Origin of the sequence: Pseudoalteromonas sp. SWN166 (assembly GCF_015864485.1) — a bacterium.
In the GTDB taxonomy this organism is placed as follows: Bacteria; Pseudomonadota; Gammaproteobacteria; order Enterobacterales; family Alteromonadaceae; genus Pseudoalteromonas.
The window spans coordinates 43776-62904 of sequence record NZ_JADYXB010000022.1; the positions used below are offsets into that span (position 1 = coordinate 43776).

The window sequence follows — 19129 nt, forward strand, 5'->3', positions numbered from 1 at the left end:
ACTTCACAGTAGTAAAATTGAATGGCTCTATTCTATCGACTTGAAGGGGCTGTGCAAATAGAAAAGCAGGAAATCTTTTCCTGCTTTTTGTAATCGTGAAGGTGAATGAGCGTTATTTAATACGAAGCTCTATGCGCCCGCTAATTGTATCCATTTCAACATTAGCATTACCGCCATTAATGCTAAATTTTAAATCACTGGCTGGGCCGTATTTAGCTTTACTGACTTTATCACTAGTAACTTTATTAATGATTTTGCCATTAGCGTGCGCTTTAATTTCAAAATTTGCAGATACGCTGTCAGGAAAGTAAAAATCACCATCGCCACTTACCGATTCAAAACGTACATCACCGCCTTTTAAAAGCTCTTTAATATGTACTTCGGCTTCGCCATTCACCGTGTTAATACGTAAGTTTTTAATTGACGATAGCGTAAAATCTATATCGCCATTTACATTTTCAAGGCGCACATCATTGGCGCTTGAGGTTGATTTAATATCGCCATTAACAGCGCTAAAACGTAGTTCACCACTTGATTGCCTATCGTTAATTTCGCCATTTACGGTTTCAAATTGAATATTACCGTTTAAGTTTTCAGCGTTCACATCACCATTTACGGTGGTGAGCTTAATGTTGCCAGTAATATCATCTACCGTAATTTCGCCATTAACCACGTCAACTTCAGCGCCATTTTTTAGCTCTTTCGCAGTCACCGATACATTAACACCAGCAAACTCTAAACTACTGCTTTTAGGCATAAATATAGTTAGGCTTGAGCCATCGCCATTATTACCCCAATTTGATTTACGTGGCATTTTTACAATAAACTGAGTTTTATCGCCATTTGTTTTAAGCTCATAACCCTCGGCTTTGTCATCAAGCTCGCCAGATACTTTAAATTCGTTTTTATCCCAGCCTGTAATATGTATATCACCGCGTTGGTTTTCAATAAAAATAGTGCCGCCATTTGGTACGTCTATTTGCTTATCTATTTTTTCACCCGCAAATACCGCTAATGGAAATAAGCTCAGTCCTAATAAAATCGCTTTCATGTCGTACTCCTAAATGTGCTGCCAACGTGGCGCATGCACCTTGTTAATTAAATCAAGTTGTTGTTGATATATTTGCGCTAGCATTGTTAGTAGCGCCTGGTTTTGTGGCTCACTTTCAAGAACTTGCTTTATTGCTTGCTCAGCTTCTTCTAGTTCTTGAAGCTGTGTTTGCCAGTTAGTAGTCAGTGCTTCTTCATTTTTATACTCAACTAATAAACTGTTTTTTTGCGCCGAAAAATAGTCACTTATTGCCAATGCAGGTTGTGGTTCAGGCGTTATAACAAATGTGTTTATAGCGATTAAACCAGCCACTGTGCATGCTGCTATTGCCGTTATTTTTGGCCAAATCACAGCATTTTTTGATGTCGGTTTGTTATTAGCAATCGCTCGCTCAACCCCTGTCCACAAGCCTTTTTTTGGTGGTATCTCTTTATTTAGTGTATTTAATGACTCGTTTAAGTAGTCGTCAAAATTTGGTTTATTCATTTTCATACCACTCTTGTAATAACTGCCTAGCACGATGATATTGCGATTTACTCGACCCCACAGCCATACCTAACTGCTCGGCTATTTCCTCATGCCTATAACCTTCAATTGCAAATAATACAAACACCATACGTGCTCGCTCAGGAAGCCTTACTATTAATTTATCAAGGCCATTTAAACCATCACAATCGTTAGCTGATTGTTCATCCATACCGCTGTGTTCAATGCTCACCACTTTTTGCAGCCAATTTTTTTGCTTGCGTAAATAGTTAATCGCTACATTACTGGCAACGCTGTAAAGCCAGGTAGAAAACTGTGAGCGACCGTCAAATTGCGCTATTTTATGCCATACCTGCACAAACACTTCTTGAGCTGCATCTTCGGCGTGTGCTTGGTCGGCTAATAAGCGTAAACATAAACCGTAGACTCGCTTTATATGCAGCTCATAAAGAGTAGCGTATGCCACTTGGTCACCCGATTGAACACGCTCAATAAGTGTAGTTTCGCATAAAGGCGTTTGTTCGGGTTTAACGTGTAACATCCGCGATGTCGCCTTCTAATTATTATTATTGAGTTAGTGTATTGATAAGTTAGACGTAATGACAGTTCGAAAAGGTTTAAACGAAATGAAAAAATAATTGAATAAAAAAAGGGGTTGTACGAGGCTTTATTGAACTGTGCCCTTAACTAATGAAGTTAGCCAAATTACAGACACAAAAAAGCCGCGCTAATAGCACGGCTTTTGTCGCTTAATTAAAAATTAAGCTTCAGCGATTACGATTACTTTAATAGTAGCCGTTACGTCTGAGTGAACTGAAATTGATACGTCAAATTCACCTGTCTCACGGATAGTACCTAGAGGCAAACGAACTTCTGACTTAGCAACTTCAACACCAACAGCTGAGATAGCGTCAGCGATGTCACGAGTACCGATTGAACCGAATAACTTACCTTCGTCACCAGCTTTAGATACTAATGTAACTTCTGCTAATGCTTCTAGTTTTTCAGCGCGTGCTTGTGCAGCAACTAACTGTTCAGCGATTTTCGCTTCAAGTTCTGCACGACGAGCGTCAAAAGTTTCAATGTTAGCTTTAGTCGCAGGAACTGCCTTACCTTGAGGGAAAAGGAAGTTACGTGCGAAACCAGATTTAACTACAACCTGTTCACCTAGGCTACCTAGGTTAGCGATCTTATCTAGTAGAATAACTTGCATGTTTCTACACCTTTTAAAAACTGTTAATCCGCTGCTTACTTATGTAAGTCAGTGTATGGAAGAAGGGCTAAGTAGCGAGCACGCTTAATAGCAGTTGCTAGCTGGCGCTGAAATTTAGCGCTAGTACCTGTGATACGGCTAGGTACGATTTTGCCACTTTCTGTAACATAGTTTCTAAGAGTAGCTAGATCTTTGTAATCGATTTGTTTTACGCCTTCCGCTTTAAAGCGGCAGAACTTACGACGTCTGAAATAACGTGCCATGAGATTAATTCCTCAAATAATTCTTTCTATATGCTGAGCATGCAAAACCAATTGGCTAAGGCCGTTACGACCTTCGTGGCGATTTAAAAAACCACTCACTTGCAATGCCTGCCCAACGTGCAAATGTTGAGTCTGTTGTTGCATTTGCTTTCCGCTAGCAACCACCTGAAGCCTCACGTAACTATTACGGTTAAGGTCTGCCTCGGTTTGCATCGATTTATGTTCTACAACAAAAATACAATGCGGGATGCCTGCAGGGCTTTGGCTAAACTTGGGAGTTTTACAAACTACCCCAGATATAACCAGCTGATTCATAAAAGGGCTAACCATTTATACTTACCGCCAGTTAAACGCCATGCTAGGACTCAAAACAATTAAGCAGCAGGTGCTTCTTTCTTCTCTTCTCTTGCAAGAGGAGACGCTTCAGTTTCAGCAGTTTTAGTGCGGATAACTAAGTTACGAAGCACTGCATCGTTGTAGCGGAAAGTAGTTTCTAGCTCGCTGATTACTTCAGTTGGTGCTTCAACGTTCATAAGAACATAATGAGCTTTATGAAGCTTGTTAATTGGGTAAGCCAATTGACGACGGCCCCAATCTTCAAGACGGTGTATAACACCACCAGCTTCAGTGATAGAACCAGTATAACGTTCGATCATACCAGTTACTTGCTCACTCTGATCAGGGTGAACCATGAATACGATTTCGTAATGACGCATGGATATTCCTTACGGTTAATAGAGCCTTCTACCGTTTCGGCCGGTCGGTTTAAGGCAAGGAATTAATAGTTTAAAAGCCGAAATGAGCGCGCATTTTACGCTTAGACGGATAATTAAGCAAGCAGGTTTTTTAAGCTTTTATAGATAAGTGTTTAAAGGTAATTATTACGAGCCTCGCTCATCACGTCAGTAAGTTGCACGCATACTGTAAAAGTTAGGCGCGGAGCATAATATATATTGTAGATGCCGATCTTGCTCGCGTGAAAAGCGCAGCTTTTAATTAGTTAAACTTTACGCTTTCACCTAAAATATAAATATTTACTCAAGCTTAAAGCCGTGCAATTATTGAACAACACATTATTAAATAAGGATATTTATGAAGCATTTATTATCGCTCGTATTAATACTTACTTTGGGCACATCGCTTTTAAGCCACGCAAAAACCACTATAACTGACATAACCGTTGGTAAAAAAGTCATTCTGCAGTCAAAAATACTTAACGAAGATAGACCCATTAAAATTTTCATACCTGACACTGTAAAAGACGATCAGCCGCTTTATGTTATTTATTTACTTGATGGTGTTGAGCACTTTCATACGGCGTCTGGTGTTATTAAATCCCTTGTTGATTACGAGCAGATACCTAACGCAATGCTCGTTGGTATAGATACAACTAACCGTGTTCGTGATTATTTACCAAAAGTAGAAGGCGAGCCTAAAACAGAGTTTCAAACTTTTGTTAAAAACAAATGGCCTGACGCTGGGCAAACCGACAAGTTTTTAAAGTTTGTGTCTGATGAACTCATGCCTTATATAAATAGCAACTACCCAACAAACGGCTACAACACCTTAATTGGTCACTCTAATGCGGGTACTTTAGCGCTTTATACTTTAGTTAATCAGCCTGAATTATTTAACAACTACATAGCTATAAGCCCAAATAGTTGGTGGAGTGATGAAGAGTTAAAAAATAATATTATTAAATACACTAAAAATCCTAAAGGCGATCAATCGTTATTTATTAGTGTAGCAAGTGAAGGGTCACGCTTTTATACAGGTGTATTAAATACTTTAGTAAATTTAGAACAGCAAATGCCTACGCAGCTAAAATGGGAATATAAACATTACCCTGCTTTTAGTCATATGGGCACCATACTACCAGCCCTTAGCGATAGCCTAATCAACTTATTTAGTGACCTAATATTTAAGGTTACTGATGAGCACGGAAGATTTGCTGATGTATCCCTCATTACCGGTTACTACCAAGCACTCAGTGATAAGTACGGTTTTGAGCTTAAAACTCCACAAGATGTGTACGTAGAATTTGCCCATAGCCAGCAAAAGTTTGATAACACTAAAAAAGCGATAACTACGCTTAAACACTTTACTAGCGATTATCCTAATGCTGCTTACTCTCACATGCGATTATCGCAAGGGTACACTGCTGACAAACAGTTTAAAGAAGCCGTTACCAGTATGAAACATGCACTAGAGCTTGCTAAACAAAACTCGCGAGATCCAATGTTAGTTGATGCGCTCAAAGATATGGTGAATGAAGCACAACATAATTTATAACTGATTTAACGCAAAGCGCTTTTTAACTAACGATAGTAATTACGAGCTACGCTCGTCGCGTCAGCAAGCTAAACGCCTACGGTAAAATTAAACTCAGTGTTAAACTTTGCATGTAAACGCAGAGCTTGCTCGCGTGAAAAGCGCAGCTTTTAATATATTCAAAACCATTTTAAAACAAAAAACCGATGTTTAAATTAAACATCGGTTTTTCTTTGACTGAAAGCTGGCAGCTAAAACTACTGCTTTTCTCGTTGGGTTTCGCTTCGCTCTTCCCAACCTACGTTACTTGCCTATCGCTTCTTTGGCGAACAGATGCTTTATTGGGCCTAGGTTATCAACTAATGATAGCCCTACTCCGCGAATAAGTTTTTTAACCGGGTTTGCACCTTCAAATAACTCTTTAAGCCCTTGCATCATCGCAATGTGCTTTTGCGCATCGAGCTTACGGGTACGCTCGTAATCGCGAAGTGTGCGAGTGCTTGCAAACTCCTTGCTATCACTTGTGAGTAGCTCAATTAAATAAGCCGCATCTTTTAGGCCTAAGTTCATACCAAGCCCTGCAAGTGGGTGAATAGTATGTGCAGCATCGCCAATAAGTACAACTTTGCCTGAAACCCATTGCTGGGCGTAGCGCATTTTAAGTGGGAAAGCAGCGCGCTTACTTTGCACTTCACACAAGCCACATTGGCTATCTATGGCTGCCATTACGGCTTTATTAAAGGCGGTGTCGTCCATTGCTAATAATTCATCACAATGATTGGGGCTGGTAGACCACACAATTGAATGAGTATGCTCATCGCTCAATGGTAAAAACGCGAGTGGCCCTGTTGGTAAAAATACTTGGCGTGCGGTATTTGCATGTTGCTCTTTAGTTTTAACTGTAGCAACTAGCGCATGGTGATCGTAATCTTTAAAGCTAAGCGCCATATTAAATTGCTTACGAATAGCTGAGTTTGCTCCATCAGCGGCCACCAGCAGCTTTGCAATAATTGGCTCGCCGCTTTTAAGCGTTATAAATACGTCAGATTCACTTTGATGTATTTGCTGATACTGCGTATCAAACATTAGTGTGGCGCTTGGTTGTTGCTCTAGCTCCTTTATAAGCGCATAGCGAATAATGTCGTTTTCAACAATATGGCCTAAATTATCAAGCTCAAGTTGCTCGTTATTAAACGCTATTTTGCCAAAGCTGTCGGCATCACGTACGTCCATATGCGTATAAGCACACGCTCGCTGTGCGATAATTTCGGGCCATACATTTAATTTTTCAAGCAAGGTTTGGCTTGCAATGCTTAGCGCACTTACGCGCAAACCATATTCGTCAGTTGGTAACGCTTGTGTTGGTGCGCCGTCGAGTACAACGACGCTTATATCGGCTTTTGCCAAACCAAGTGCTAGTGTTAGCCCTACACAGCCGCCACCTACAATACAAACCTGTGCTTGCTTCATAAACGCCTACCTTGTTTAACTTGCCCCATTAACTGTTTAGCTAATGGCGCTTTTAATGCGGGAAATAAATCCATCGAAAACAACCCAATACTACGCCCAAATGCAAGCACTCGCGATGAGTTCGAAAAAAGTCTAACAAGTGCATCGGTTAAGCTCATTACGGTTTTTATATCGCTACTGCGCTTTTTTGAATATTCACGTGTAAACGCATAGCTGCCTAAATCGTGTTGGCTATTTGCTATTAAATTACTAAGTACTTGCACATCGCGAAGGCCTAAATTAAAACCCTGCCCTGCAATAGGGTGAATCGCATGTGCAGCATTACCAATAACCACTGTACGGTGCGCAGTTAAAGACTCAACTTGCCCGTAAACAAGCGGGTAACTCGTGCGCATGCCTACTTTAGTAAATTGACCACCGCGATAACCAAACGCGCTTTGCAGGGCACTTAAAAAATCTTGTTCACTGAGTGCCATGTGCTGTTTAACCTGCTCTTGGCGCATACACCACACTAACGAATAACGGTTATTGCTCATGGGTAATAACGCCATAGGCCCGTTTTGTGTAAAGCGCTCAAAGGCATGATTATTATGCCCACCAGCCACTTCTACATTAGCAATAATAGCGCCTTGTTCATAAGGCAGGGTATTAAAACCAAGCCCGAGTAAATTGCGTGTGGGTGATTGTGCGCCATCAGCAATAACCAATAGTGCTGCATTTAATTGCTCGCCGCTTTGTAGGGTGAGTGTATTGCTATGCAGAGTTTTCTCGATGGCAGTTACGCTATCGGGGCACAAAAGCGTAATATTTGACTGCGTTAAACGCAGGTGGAGCGCTCGGCCAAATGGATTCACTTCTACTACGTAACCAAGTGAGGGCTTAGCAAATTCGTCGCAATTAATGTGCGCTTTGCCAAAGTGGCCTCTATCAGACACGCTCACTTTTTTGATTGCTGCGGTGTAAGGGGCATTTTGCTCAAATAAATTGAGGCTTTGTAAATACTCTACCGATTGCTGAGCAAGTGCAATGCTTCTGTCGTCAAAGCTTGGGTGGTAGTCGCCGGTTACTTGATTAGCTTCTACAACGGCAATATTTAACGCGGGATTAGTTTTAGCCACACTTAATGCGCAGCTTGCTCCCGCTAAACCACCGCCAATAATAACTACATCAAACTGCTTAGCCACTTTACTCTCCGAGCTTTATACGTTTTTAGCACTTTGCATAAGTGCTTCTATATCGCTAATTTTTTTAGGTACGCTTAGGGTCAAGTTTTCATGGCCGGTTTCGGTAACTAGCAAGTTATCTTCGATACGAATACCAATGCCTTTGTATTTTTGCGGTGCGCTTGAGTCTTCGCTTATATAAAGCCCTGGCTCTATGGTCAGTACCATACCCGGCTCAAATGCACGCTCAGCGTTATTTACTTTGTAGTCGCCAACATCATGTACATCTAAACCAAGCCAATGTCCAAGCCCGTGCATGTAATATTCTTTACACGCACCTTTTGCCATTAGCTCGTCAAAGTCGCCGGTTAGAATACCTAAATCAAGTAAACCTTGGGTCATTACTTCCATTGCTAGTTTATTGGCGTGCGACATAAACCCGCCGGGTTTTACCTCATCAAAAGCAACTTCTTGCGCTTTAAGTACAATATTATAAAGCGCGGCTTGCTCTTCGCTAAATTGACCATTTACCGGAAATGTACGTGTTATATCAGCAGCGTAACCTTGTAACTCACACCCAGAGTCTATAAGTACCAGGTCACCACTTTTTAATACATCGCTATTTTGTGTGTAATGTAAAATATTGGCGTTGTCGCCACTGCCAACAATAGTGCCATACGCCGGGTGCGGCGCGCCGTTCATTGCATAATGATGATGTAGCTCAGCTTCTAGCTGAAATTCAGTAGCTCCAGCATGTGAAAAACGCATAGCGCGCATGTGCCCTCGCGCGCTAATTTCGCAGCCTTCTCGCATAACATCTATCTCGCTTGGCGATTTAAACAAACGCATTTCATGAATAAGGCCACGTATTTCTTTTAAAGTACTCGGTGCTTTGAGTCCTTTTCGAGAGCCACTTCGAAGCATACCTAATAACGAAAACACTTTGGTATCAAATGAAGAGTAGGCGCCTTGTGCAAAATAAATAGCATCTTTTGCATTTAGTATAGTTAGTAGCTTATCGTTTAATTCACTGAGTGGGTAAGCTTCATCAAACAGGTAGTCACTTTTGGCTTTATCAAAACCAATACGGCGCCCATGCCAAATTTCAGCTAGTTTGTCTTTATCTAGGCAAAATAAAGTACTGGGTGCATCGCTGTTATTGCAGAGTACAAGTACGGCGTCGGGTTCGTTAAAGCCAGTTAAGTAAAAAAAGTCGCTATCTTGCCTAAATGCATATTCGGTATCGCGGCTGCGCGTCACTTCGCTCGCAGCGGGAATAATAGCAACGCTATTTTCATCCATTTGAGCAAGTAAGCGCTCGCGACGTGCTTTAAATTCTGACTTTTGTACTTCAACCATTATTAACCAACCCGTTTTACTTTTTAAAAGTTAATGAAGTGTTTTTTTAGTACTTTGCGTGCTTTGCTCTTTACCAAGCTCTGCAAAACAAAGTAGTGCTGATACACGCACATATTCAATCACTTCGTGCAGCGCTTGGCTGTCTTCTTCGGTTTCTTCAAAAGTAGTATCTAGGCGAGTGATTTCGCTAAAGTCAGTAATAACCTCTTTAACATCACTCGATAGTTTACCGTAGTCTTTTTGCTTTAAACCAAAACCAAGCATAAAACCCGCTACCCATGATACGAGGCCATTAGCCTGATCGATGAGTGTTTCGTCGTCGCTTGGTAAAAATAAATCAAACTGAAATTCATCATCATTAAAGCTCGCTACTACTTGCTTATAAATAGTGCCAAAAAACTGCTTTAAATCGTTACTAAACGATTCACCATCGTTAAACACATCACTCAAAAGGCCTAAGTATTCTTTGTCGTCAATGGTTAAACCACACGCAAGTAAACCACTAATTACACCATGCGCTTCAGCAGGTGATACAAATATTTCGTTTTTTTCTAAAAGCAGTTGAGCTTTTTCGTAATCGGGTAAATCGTTCATAATAAAATCTTCGCTTTGCAAGTTAAGGCAATGCTACCACTCGATAAAAAGCAACTCCAATTAATTGTATGATCAAGCTCAAAAACCATGCGATAAAGTAAATGATGAGTTAAAGGTGCGGAAAAACTAAGCGAACGGTTTAATTTTTTACGTTTGGGGTTTAAGGATTGGATTATGTCTTATATACTTAAATTGTTCCCTGGGGTACCGGAGCTTAGTTAAGTCCCTGAGCCGATAAATTTTATACCAGGGTTTTTGTTCGTCTACTATTGTGCAGGCTCGGCATGTACCGAGAAGCCTACGGTAAACCGCAGATTCCCGCCCTGAAACCTTCTGGTTTCAGGACTGAAACCGAGTACCGTATCTTGGGGAACACCTTTTTAGCAAACCCTCGCCTTTAAAAGGCTTTATCAAAAAAGAAATTAACCTTCCTGTTTACTCTTATATTTATCTAAATTTTTTATTCACTTATCTTCTATTGTCTAATATTACTTTTTAGCTTATAAAAAAGCCGCAGGTAATTGCTTACCTACAGCTTTAATAATCACGTATTTAAGAGTGAAGTTATTTAAACCAACCTTGAAAACGCTCCATTAGCATGTAGTTTATTGGTACTAACAATAAAGTAATAAAGGTAGCAAAAATAATCCCAAACCCTAAGCTCACTGCCATTGGTATTAAAAACTGTGCCTGAGTCGCTTTTTCAAACAGTAATGGCATTAAGCCAATAAAGGTCGTTAAACTAGTTAGCATTACAGGGCGAAAACGTGATGCACCTGCAATTTTTATAGCATCGAGAACTTTACCACCTTCACTGCGCTTTTTATTAATAAAATCAACGAGTACGAGGGAGTCATTTACCACCACCCCGGTTAGCGCAAGCATACCGAGTAAACTCATAATAGTTAAGTCCATTCCCATGATCCAATGCCCTACTACAGCACCTATCATGCCAAATGGAATAACACTCATTACTATGATTGGTTGTAAGTAAGATTTAAGCGGTATTGCTAATAGCGCATAAATAATAAAAAATACAAACACAAGTGCCCAAGCCAACGAACCAAACGACTCTCTTTGCTCTTTAGCCTCACCTTCTAGTTTGTAATCTACTCCAGGATATTGCTGCATTAACCCATCTAAATACTCCGTTAGGTCAGCCTGCAGTATGGTCATGTTGGTATTATTTTTTTCGATATCGGCTGTTACGTTTAATGTGCGGTAACGGTCTATTCGATTAATAGTTGATGGACTTTGCCCAGCAGTAAGTGTTGCCACGTGCGATAAAGGCACTGAGCCTCCATCAGGCGTATTTATAAGTATGTTTTGTAGGTCAGCTACAGAGCGGCGCTCATCTATAGGTAAGCGTACCATTACACGTACGTCATCCCTGCCTCGCTGAATACGTTGTGCTTGCGAGCCAAAAAACGAGTTACGTACTTGTCCTGCTACATTGACTCTATTTAAGCCCAGCGCTAAACCTTGTTGCGTAAGCTCTATTTGTAACTCTTCTTTACCGTCGGACATACTATCGGCAATATCAAATACCGTTGGATAGGTCGATAAACGGGTTTTAATGTGATCAGCCACGTCTTGTAAAATAGTCAACGAAGTGCCGCTAAGCTGAACATCAATGGGGTCTGAACTTCGGCCAATTTCGGCTCTAAACGTTAAACTTTCGGCGCCTGGTATGACACCAATTAAATCGCGCCATTCGCTGGCAAGTTCTCGTGATCCTATGTCTGATTCACGCTTTTCAGCCGGTGTTATTTCAAAGCGTACAGAGCCTGAATTAGATACACCACCACGCCCGCCTGTTGTGGCTAATATATTTAAAATAACGCTTTCGCCAGTATCTGGGTCGCGGTATTTTTCTTGTAATTGCTGCGCCTTTTGCGACATGTCAATTACGTATTTATTAGTTACTTCAAACGGTGTACCTGTTGGTAGTGTTAAGTTAACGCGGACTGTTTCGCTTGGTATGCGCGGGAAAAATACAAACTTAGTCCAACCGCTGGTGATCATGGTTAAAATTATAACAAATACACCAATAAACAAGCTTACCGAAGCCAATTTATGGCGCAGTGCTAAATTTAAAGTGGGTTGATAGTATTTTAAAATCGCGTTTTCAAATCCATCTGCAAAACGCTGTTGAATAACATCAAACTTTGAAGGTTCGCCTTTTTCGTGGCGTAGTTTTATATATTTTAAATGTGCTGGTAGTACAAATTTAGATTCAATCAATGAAAACAATAATACCGGAATAACCACTACCGGTATTTGTGCAAACAAGGCACCACGCGCCCCTTCAATAAAGGCCAAAGGTAAAAAGGCAGCAACGGTAGTCAACACACCAAATGTTACTGGTGTTGCTACTTCTTGAGTACCTAAAATTGCGGCTTGCTCGCCCGACTTAGCCGTTTTTAGATGGGTGTAAACGTTTTCACCGGTAACTATGGCGTCATCAACAACAATCCCCAGTACCAATATAAAGCCAAATAAGCTCATAATATTAAGGGTTACGCCAAAAATAGGCATCGCTATAAACGCGCCCATAAACGAAACCGGAATACCAATAAATACCCAAAATGCAATTGCAGGGCGTAAAAACAAAGTAAGTAAAGCCAGTACTAAAATACCGCCTTGTAAAGCATTGGTAGTAAGGGTCGAAATACGACTTTTAACCAGCTCCGAATCATCATCCCAGTAACTTAGTTCAAACCCTTGCGGGAGAGAGCTTTGTTGCTCTTTTATGTAGTTTTTAACATCGTCAGCAACTGTAATCGCACTTTGTGGACCAATTCGATATACGTCGATAAATGCAGCTTGCTTACCATTAAAGCGAGTACGTACTGGTGTTTCTTCAAAATCATCTTTTATAGTCGCTATATCGCCTAAGCGAATAATAGTGCCATCGGCTTGGTTTTTAACAACAATGCTGGCAAATTCATCTTTACGATATGCTTGCCCTTTAGAGCTTATAAGTACGTCCCCGCCTTCTGTTTTTAAGTTACCAGCAGAAATATCTGAGCTTGAGTTTGAAATAGCACTCGATATTTGTGCCAAGCTTAAATCGTACTGACGAAGAATATCTTGGCTTACTTCAATGGCTATTTCGTAATCACGAACGCCACTTAGCTCTACCTGCGTTACATTAGGTAAACGTAGGATTTGATCGCGTACTGTTTCTGCGTATTCGCGGGTTTCTTTTTCGCCATAGTCACTCGATACGGTAACCGCGATAACTTCACGAATTCGCTCAGCAAGCGCTACTATCGGCTTTTCAGCATCGGCTGGAAAAGTGTTAATTGCGTCTACACGACTTTTTATATCAGCTAAAAGCTCACGAGGGTCGTAACCGCTTTCCACTTCTATTGTCACAGAGCCTGAACCTTCAGAAGAGCGACTAAATATTTGCTTTATGCCCTCTAAATCTTGCACTGCTTCTTCTATTCGTATAGTTACACCTTGCTCTACATCCTCTGGTGTTGAACCACGCAAACTTACATTTACGCTTATCATGTCAGTTTCGAATGAAGGAAATACCTCAAGCGGTATTTTGCTTGATAAGCTAAAAAGTCCCGACAGTAACAGCGTTACTAGCAATAAGTTAGCAGCAACATGGTTTTTGGCAAACCAAGCGATCATGGCTTATCTCCTTGCTTTGCTGCGCGGCGTTTTTTTAGCTCTTCAACACTAATACCCTGCTCTTTTGCTTTTTGCTCAAGCTGCTCTGGCGTCGGGCGCTTTCCTTTGCCTTGCCCATTAGCTCCTCGGCTTTTAGGTTGCTCTGTGCTTTGTTCGCCTAAAATACTTACCTGAGTACCAGAACTCACTTGCCCTAGTGGAGTAATAACCAGTTTATCATTTGGATTTAATCCCGTTTTTATCATCGCTTGTGTCGCATTTTGCCAAGCAAGTGTAATGTCTTTACGCTTAAGTACACCCTCTTCAACAACATAAACATACGTCCCTTGATATATTGTACTGTTAGGGATTATAAGTGCGTTAGGAACTGTTTTACCGGTAATTTGCGCTTTTATGTATTGCCCTATTTTTATTGGGTACTGGTTATTAGCCGTTGCTTTATATGGGTCGTTAATTTTAGCAACTACGTAAAGCTGTTGTGCACCTTCATCTATAGCACCTTCGGTACGCGCTAGCTGCCCTTGCCACGTTTGCTCACCCACTAAGTCAGAGGTAAATTTAACAATTGAACCTGCTTGATTTTTGGCGCCATCACGATATTGCTCTGGTAAATTTACGAACGGAAGATCTTTATTTTTAATCGGTAAACGAATCTCTACGCTATCGATTGCGTAAATAGTGGCAAGCTGGGTATTGTTAGTAACAACTTGCCCCAAATCAACACTACGGCTAAGTATACGACCCGCATATGGCGCGGTTACTTTAGTGCGCTCTAAATCAAGCATGGCTTTTTCAAGTACTGCTTGAGCCGATAAAACTTCTGCTTCGGCTGCTGCAAGTTGTGGTTCACGCAGTACTAGGCTGCTTGCCTGATTTGAGCCGCCAAGGCGTTTCCAATCAGTAATAGCTTGTTGTCCACGCGCTTTTTCTTCTAATAAGCCTTGCTCTGCCGTTAATAAATTGGCTTGAGCAGATTTAACTTCAGCTTGATGATCTCTATCGTCTAGCTTTAAAAGTACGTCGCCCTTTTCAAAAAAGCCACCTTCTCTAAAGTCATCACTTACTTCAATTATTTGCCCAGATGCCTGAGCAACTAATAAACTTTGTGTACGTGGTTTTACCGTACCGTAGCTATCAATCATCACTTGGTAATTTTGTGGTTTAAGCTCAAGCGCAGCCACACTTATTGATGCTTTAGGAGGTGAGCCAAAGCGTTTAGCCTCTGGCGGATTACCTTTAATAAACATAACAATTAAAATAGTGGCAATAATAACCACCGCTGGAATAATAATTTTTGCTGTTTTAGTTTTCATCATTATTGCTCTTTAGTTCACTTGAGGGCTTTGCAAAATCACCACCAAGGGCAACGTGTAAGTTAATTCTGTTAGCTATTAATTGGTTTTTAATGTCGATTAAGGAGCTTTGTGCATCGAAAGACCTATCTTGTGCGTCAAGCACCGTAGTGTAAGTTACCAAGCCACTTTGATATTGCTCAAACGACAACTGCTCTGCTGCAAGTGCGTTTTCTTGCGCCTCAAGGGTGCTGCTATATTGTGATTTAAGAGACTGCTGCTGTGAAATCGCATTTTCTACATCACCAAATGCATCGTAAAGCGTTTGCAAATAAAGTTGCTCTTGCTTTTGAGTATTAAGGCGCGCTATTTCTTCATTCGCTTTTAAGCGTCCGCCCTCAAAAAGTGGTGCTGAAATACTACCTAATAACGACCATGCAAGGCTTGATGGAGAAAACAAGTCGCTTACTCTGTCGGTGCTATCACTTAAAGAAGCTGTTAAATTTAAACTTGGAAAGCGTTGTTTGTGCGCATACGCAAGTGATGCATCGGTAGCTAAAAGCTCATACCAGCTGGCACGCAGCGAAGGTTTGCGCGTTATAAGCTCTGAAGGTAAGCCTAGTGGAATATCAGTATTAATAACCGGTAAGTCGCTGCTTGCAGTAATAGCGCCTTTTGGGTATTCGCCAAGCAAACGTTCAAGTATTCGAGCTGAAGCCGATAGACTCGCCGTTTGCGTTGCTATGCGAGAGCGCTCGTTATTAAGCTCATTGCGGGCTAAATATACATCGAGAGCTTCGTTTATACCTTGGCGGTAGCCCGACTCAATAATATCGAGGTTTTGTTGTGAGTTTTCTTCTCGGCGTTTAAATAAATCGAGCAATTGCTGCGCTGAAACAACATCAAACCAACTGGTAACGACATCTGCGACCAGTTGCTGTTTAGCTTGCTCAAAGCGTGCTTGTTGAGCTAAATAGTTAAGATTAGCCTCACGCTTGGAATCAGACAATTTGCCCCATAAATCGACTTCATACGTTAAATCTAAACTTACAGAGCTCGCGTTATTATAACTTACAGGGCGGTTGTCTTTACTACGGCTAGTACGCGTTGATAAATCGAGACTAGGCCAGAGTGCCGCGCCCGATACTATAAGTTGTTGTTTTTGAATCTCTACATCGTAACTCGTTTGCAAAAGCTGTTGATTGTTTTTAAGTGCTTGTTGTACAAATTTATTAAGCGTAGGATTTTGTAATTGTGTAAGCCATTGCTCTTGTACTTTTAATACCGAGCTTGATGCTTCTTGTTGCCATTGCTGTGGCATATTATTGGGCGCTTGCATGCGCTGAGACGGGTTTAAATCACTCGCACAGCCGCTAAGCAGCATCACACTAATTGCCAATAGGGTTGGCTTGCATTGCCAAATCATAATTAAACCTGAATTACTGCTATTTATGAGGTTAATTCAAGCACTTTGACAAATTTTGCTCAACCTACTTTACATAACATTACATAGCTAGCGATGAATTAACATAATAGCCAGTTATACGGTAAAAATAAGTAAATGTTCAGCACTTTTTAATACTAAAAATAAAAAATGCCAATGAGGTGTTTAACCAAAATTGGCATTTAATACGTTTTAAACTTATTACTTGTGTTTATTTGCAGCAGGCACAGCGGCTTGTTTTAATTCGATAGTTCTGAATTTTTCAACTTGAGGAAGGGTTAAATTAATTTTATTTATTTCTTCAATTTCAACAGTCACTTCATCAAAGCTAATACCTTCTAAATGCCCACCTAATTTGTAATCGTTTGATACAAAATGAAAATGCATTCCCGGAATACTAATGTTGCCTAAATATTCTGGTGTATATAGCCCCACTAAAGTACCTTTAATATTTTGCTTAGTGTACATAACTCGCGTTTTTAAATACTCCATAAGCGGAACACTGTCGTTTTTAACTTTTTGTGCAGAAGCCATTTTTAAATAATTAAATGTGCCTGTAATTTTATAAGCATAAAAACTATTTTTAGAGCTCATAGTTGCTTTAAGTTTCTCACCTAATAGCGCTAACGAACTCACATTTTTTAAAGTAATACGCTTATTTGGATTAAACTTAAACATTGTCATATAAGGCGCAGCTAAATTAGCTGGAGCCTTAATTAATGAGCCATCAACTTCTATTTTATAAACCACACCGTTGAGCGCAACAAGCTCACCATCTAAATTATCGGCAGTCCCTAATCCGAATTGACCTTTTTTAAGCATTTCTGCAGGTGTAATATCGCCTGTATACACCTGATTAACTAGCGCAAGCGGAAAACCATATTGTTCTATTACATTTTCAGTTGGAGCTGCGAAGGCCGCTGAGTTAAGTGTAAATAAGGCTAAAAAGCTAACGCTGATAATAAATGGTTTCATGGTATTTCCAAAATAAAAAAGGTAGCTAAGCATTTAGCTTAACTACCAAAAAAAAGCAAATAGCGTTACTTCTGCTATTTGCTAAACGGGAAGTAGTTTTAATAAATTACAAAAAGTACTTTATAGCTCAGTTACAAAGCTCATATATTGCTCGAGGTCGCCTACTACGGCTTCATGCATTAATTTACCGGTTTGAATTGCGTATGGTTGATTAAAGTGAATATCCCATACGTCTGACTCTTTACGCCAATGCTCATACACTGCTAACGTGTCGTCTTGGCCTTCAATTGTGTATAAATCAAATATAAGGTTACCCTCTTCTTGACTACGCGTTTGTGTAATATGAGTTTCAAACTGGGTTAAAAGCTGCGCTCTATACTGCAATTTAATTTTGAATATAAAGAAGATAATAAATATATCGTCTTGTGAGTTTGGCGTTTTAAGATTGCGCTCATGCAAAGGTGCTGGCGTTGTATCTTTTAAGTTCATAACTTCTGGTGCAGACTCGCTAATATTAGGCAATGCTTGCAATAGAGCTTGCGTATAAGGCTGTGCACCGTGGTAATTAACCGCATTTTGGTTTTCAAAACGTTCGTAGGCAAAAAATACTCCAGGTGTATTTTTATCCTGATATAAACGCATTTCTAGTAAGCCAGTTTCGGCTTTGCCGCCTTGCTTGTCATCTTCAAGCAGCGCTTTGAATTGATTGATGTATTCGTCTTTAATATTAAATTTAACTATTTGCGTGATCATAATTAACTCCAAAGAGATTAGCGCTGCATCAGTTAAGCTAATGCAGTAAGTAAAAATTAAACTTCAGTTAAAATTTCTGAATACTCTAAACGCGACTTTGGAAGAGTGGCATTAAAGTCGTTTTTATCATCGCTATACCCCAAAGGCACAACAACCAAGCTTGAATAACCCTTTTCGCGTAAACCAAACTCTTCATCAAGTACGCTAACTTCAATTCCTTCCATTGGCGTTGCATCAATTCCTAAGGTAGATACACCCAATAAAAATGCGCCTAGGTTTAAATAAACTTGCTTATCCATCCAATGCTGTACATCTTTAAAATCTTGTTTGTGCAAGTTAATAAACATGTTACGGCCACCATGCATGCGCTCTTTAAATGCGATTGGGTCTGCTACAAAACGACCGTCTTTTTCTTCTTGCTTTAAAACACGTAATAAATAGTCTTGTTCAATATCTAACTTACTAGCAAACACGAGTACATGTGATGCATCTAAAATTGACTTTTTATTGAATGGAAATAAACGCTCTGTTGATTTAGCTATTTTGGCTTTAGCCTCGTCACTAGACGCGAGTATAAAATGCCAAGGTTGTGAGTTAACACTTGAAGGGCTAAATCTAAGTAACTCTTTAATTTTTTCAATATTGTCAGCAGAGATCTTTTTAGTTGGATTGTACGCTTTAGCTGACTGTCTATTTTTTGCGTAATGAGTAATATCTTGAGTCATAAACTTCCCCTATCTCGGGTTGAAAACATATAAGCAAAGGTATTTGCTTTTCGATGAGGTAATTGTGCGCAAAATACGGCAATAGAAAAAGAGAGAAACGACCCAATTAATATGGAACATTTTATCCATAATGACGTTGAATAAATTACAGATACAAAAAAGCCCCGCAATAAGCGAGGCTTTTAAATAAATGATGCCGAACAGGTAACTTATACAGACTACTGATTACAAGTCAGTTTTTTAGCTCTTAACGTATAATACGTTTAATTCTAAAATCGAAAACAAAAAAGCCCCGCTATAAGCGATAACACCGATCAGTTAAGGTATTTTTGATCGGTTGACCGATCTTTTGGTTGCTTCACAATACCCTTATCATCTTTTGATTATGAGGGTATTTTTATGCTTAGTCATTGGTTACTTGA

18 protein-coding genes and 1 other RNA gene are annotated in these 19129 nt (G+C 40.1%); 2 read left to right on the plus strand and 17 right to left on the minus strand.

Translation table 11 applies throughout. The annotated features are described in order from the left end of the window. Positions 1-112 precede the first annotated feature (112 nt). The 7 genes from I6F49_RS13620 to rpsF all read right to left on the minus strand — a co-directional run bounded on the left by I6F49_RS13620 (position 113) and on the right by rpsF (position 3729). Positions 113-1051 carry a DUF4097 family beta strand repeat-containing protein gene (locus I6F49_RS13620; RefSeq protein WP_197180995.1) on the minus strand — a complete coding sequence of 313 codons (939 nt, stop codon included), beginning with the start codon at positions 1049-1051 and terminating at the stop codon, positions 113-115. A 9-nt stretch (positions 1052-1060) separates the two neighbouring features. Continuing rightward, positions 1061-1543, minus strand: a complete 483-nt coding sequence (locus tag I6F49_RS13625; protein ID WP_197180997.1) for a hypothetical protein — start codon at positions 1541-1543, stop codon at positions 1061-1063. Further along, positions 1530-2078, minus strand: coding sequence for an RNA polymerase sigma factor (locus tag I6F49_RS13630; RefSeq protein WP_197180999.1), 549 nt, complete (start codon positions 2076-2078; stop codon positions 1530-1532). The genes I6F49_RS13625 and I6F49_RS13630 overlap by 14 nt, the downstream gene beginning before the upstream one ends. 219 nt (positions 2079-2297) lie before the next feature. After that, positions 2298-2750 carry a 50S ribosomal protein L9 gene (rplI, locus tag I6F49_RS13635; protein ID WP_002962755.1) on the minus strand — a complete coding sequence of 151 codons (453 nt, stop codon included), beginning with the start codon at positions 2748-2750 and terminating at the stop codon, positions 2298-2300. A 35-nt stretch (positions 2751-2785) separates the two neighbouring features. Beyond that, complete coding sequence (gene rpsR, locus I6F49_RS13640) at positions 2786-3013, minus strand: 30S ribosomal protein S18 (protein ID WP_007378475.1); 228 nt, start codon at positions 3011-3013, stop codon at positions 2786-2788. 12 nt (positions 3014-3025) lie between these two features. Then, positions 3026-3343: a primosomal replication protein N gene (priB, locus tag I6F49_RS13645; protein WP_033015549.1), complete on the minus strand. Its 318-nt coding sequence runs from the start codon at positions 3341-3343 to the stop codon at positions 3026-3028. A 44-nt stretch (positions 3344-3387) separates the two neighbouring features. Further along, positions 3388-3729 carry a 30S ribosomal protein S6 gene (gene rpsF, locus I6F49_RS13650; RefSeq protein ID WP_166419300.1) on the minus strand — a complete coding sequence of 114 codons (342 nt, stop codon included), beginning with the start codon at positions 3727-3729 and terminating at the stop codon, positions 3388-3390. Between the two features lie 376 nt (positions 3730-4105). Here rpsF and I6F49_RS13655 point away from each other — a divergent pair, with 376 nt between their 5' ends. Beyond that, positions 4106-5305 (plus strand): alpha/beta hydrolase-fold protein, encoded by a 1200-nt coding sequence (locus I6F49_RS13655; protein ID WP_197181001.1) that lies wholly within the window; start codon positions 4106-4108, stop codon positions 5303-5305. A gap of 282 nt (positions 5306-5587) precedes the next feature. On the opposite strand, the gene I6F49_RS13660 is transcribed toward I6F49_RS13655, so the two are convergent. From I6F49_RS13660 to I6F49_RS13675, 4 genes are read right to left on the minus strand one after another with little or no spacing between them, the layout of a single operon-like run. After that, entirely contained in the window at positions 5588-6754 is a 1167-nt protein-coding gene (locus I6F49_RS13660) for an FAD-dependent monooxygenase (RefSeq protein ID WP_197181003.1), read from the minus strand. Continuing rightward, positions 6751-7938, minus strand: a complete 1188-nt coding sequence (ubiH, locus tag I6F49_RS13665) for a 2-octaprenyl-6-methoxyphenyl hydroxylase (protein WP_166419302.1) — start codon at positions 7936-7938, stop codon at positions 6751-6753. The genes I6F49_RS13660 and ubiH overlap by 4 nt, the downstream gene beginning before the upstream one ends. A gap of 15 nt (positions 7939-7953) precedes the next feature. Next, on the minus strand, positions 7954-9276 hold the full coding sequence (pepP, locus tag I6F49_RS13670) for a Xaa-Pro aminopeptidase (protein WP_166419303.1): 1323 nt from the start codon (positions 9274-9276) through the stop codon (positions 7954-7956). A gap of 30 nt (positions 9277-9306) precedes the next feature. Then, complete coding sequence (locus I6F49_RS13675) at positions 9307-9870, minus strand: UPF0149 family protein (protein ID WP_007587323.1); 564 nt, start codon at positions 9868-9870, stop codon at positions 9307-9309. Positions 9871-10063: 193 nt separating this feature from the next. Between I6F49_RS13675 and ssrS the strand changes: the two genes are divergently transcribed. Continuing rightward, a non-coding RNA gene (ssrS, locus tag I6F49_RS13680) (6S RNA) lies at positions 10064-10246 on the plus strand. A 188-nt stretch (positions 10247-10434) separates the two neighbouring features. Here ssrS and I6F49_RS13685 read toward each other — a convergent pair. The 6 genes from I6F49_RS13685 to nfsB all read right to left on the minus strand — a co-directional run bounded on the left by I6F49_RS13685 (position 10435) and on the right by nfsB (position 18707). Further along, positions 10435-13518, minus strand: coding sequence for an efflux RND transporter permease subunit (locus I6F49_RS13685; protein WP_024589701.1), 3084 nt, complete (start codon positions 13516-13518; stop codon positions 10435-10437). Next, the gene (locus I6F49_RS13690; protein WP_010554901.1) at positions 13515-14831 is read right to left on the minus strand and encodes an efflux RND transporter periplasmic adaptor subunit; all 1317 of its coding nucleotides are present in this window, start codon (positions 14829-14831) and stop codon (positions 13515-13517) included. Before I6F49_RS13690 ends, I6F49_RS13685 begins: the two co-directional genes overlap by 4 nt. Next, positions 14821-16236 (minus strand): efflux transporter outer membrane subunit, encoded by a 1416-nt coding sequence (locus tag I6F49_RS13695; protein WP_197181005.1) that lies wholly within the window; start codon positions 16234-16236, stop codon positions 14821-14823. Before I6F49_RS13695 ends, I6F49_RS13690 begins: the two co-directional genes overlap by 11 nt. Positions 16237-16455: 219 nt before the next feature. Further along, complete coding sequence (gene budA / locus I6F49_RS13700; protein ID WP_197181007.1) at positions 16456-17229, minus strand: acetolactate decarboxylase; 774 nt, start codon at positions 17227-17229, stop codon at positions 16456-16458. Positions 17230-17349: 120 nt separating this feature from the next. Beyond that, a complete protein-coding gene (locus I6F49_RS13705) occupies positions 17350-17982 on the minus strand; it encodes a putative quinol monooxygenase (protein WP_197181009.1) in 633 nt (210 codons plus the stop codon). Between the two features lie 56 nt (positions 17983-18038). Next, positions 18039-18707, minus strand: a complete 669-nt coding sequence (gene nfsB / locus I6F49_RS13710) for an oxygen-insensitive NAD(P)H nitroreductase (protein WP_166419309.1) — start codon at positions 18705-18707, stop codon at positions 18039-18041. Positions 18708-19129 lie beyond the last annotated feature (422 nt).

What these genes read in the sequence shown, in the direction of transcription:
- I6F49_RS13620 (WP_197180995.1), bottom strand. Translation starts at nt 1,051, where the DNA reads ATGAAAGCGATTTTATTAGGACTGAGCTTATTTCCATTAGCGGTATTT.
- I6F49_RS13625 (WP_197180997.1), bottom strand. Translation starts at nt 1,543, where the DNA reads ATGAAAATGAATAAACCAAATTTTGACGACTACTTAAACGAGTCATTA.
- I6F49_RS13630 (WP_197180999.1), bottom strand. Translation starts at nt 2,078, where the DNA reads ATGTTACACGTTAAACCCGAACAAACGCCTTTATGCGAAACTACACTT.
- rplI (WP_002962755.1), bottom strand. Translation starts at nt 2,750, where the DNA reads ATGCAAGTTATTCTACTAGATAAGATCGCTAACCTAGGTAGCCTAGGT.
- rpsR (WP_007378475.1), bottom strand. Translation starts at nt 3,013, where the DNA reads ATGGCACGTTATTTCAGACGTCGTAAGTTCTGCCGCTTTAAAGCGGAA.
- priB (WP_033015549.1), bottom strand. Translation starts at nt 3,343, where the DNA reads ATGGTTAGCCCTTTTATGAATCAGCTGGTTATATCTGGGGTAGTTTGT.
- rpsF (WP_166419300.1), bottom strand. Translation starts at nt 3,729, where the DNA reads ATGCGTCATTACGAAATCGTATTCATGGTTCACCCTGATCAGAGTGAG.
- I6F49_RS13655 (WP_197181001.1), top strand. Translation starts at nt 4,106, where the DNA reads ATGAAGCATTTATTATCGCTCGTATTAATACTTACTTTGGGCACATCG.
- I6F49_RS13660 (WP_197181003.1), bottom strand. Translation starts at nt 6,754, where the DNA reads ATGAAGCAAGCACAGGTTTGTATTGTAGGTGGCGGCTGTGTAGGGCTA.
- pepP (WP_166419303.1), bottom strand. Translation starts at nt 9,276, where the DNA reads ATGGTTGAAGTACAAAAGTCAGAATTTAAAGCACGTCGCGAGCGCTTA.
- I6F49_RS13675 (WP_007587323.1), bottom strand. Translation starts at nt 9,870, where the DNA reads ATGAACGATTTACCCGATTACGAAAAAGCTCAACTGCTTTTAGAAAAA.
- I6F49_RS13685 (WP_024589701.1), bottom strand. Translation starts at nt 13,518, where the DNA reads ATGATCGCTTGGTTTGCCAAAAACCATGTTGCTGCTAACTTATTGCTA.
- I6F49_RS13690 (WP_010554901.1), bottom strand. Translation starts at nt 14,831, where the DNA reads ATGAAAACTAAAACAGCAAAAATTATTATTCCAGCGGTGGTTATTATT.
- I6F49_RS13695 (WP_197181005.1), bottom strand. Translation starts at nt 16,236, where the DNA reads ATGATTTGGCAATGCAAGCCAACCCTATTGGCAATTAGTGTGATGCTG.
- budA (WP_197181007.1), bottom strand. Translation starts at nt 17,229, where the DNA reads ATGAAACCATTTATTATCAGCGTTAGCTTTTTAGCCTTATTTACACTT.
- I6F49_RS13705 (WP_197181009.1), bottom strand. Translation starts at nt 17,982, where the DNA reads ATGATCACGCAAATAGTTAAATTTAATATTAAAGACGAATACATCAAT.
- nfsB (WP_166419309.1), bottom strand. Translation starts at nt 18,707, where the DNA reads ATGACTCAAGATATTACTCATTACGCAAAAAATAGACAGTCAGCTAAA.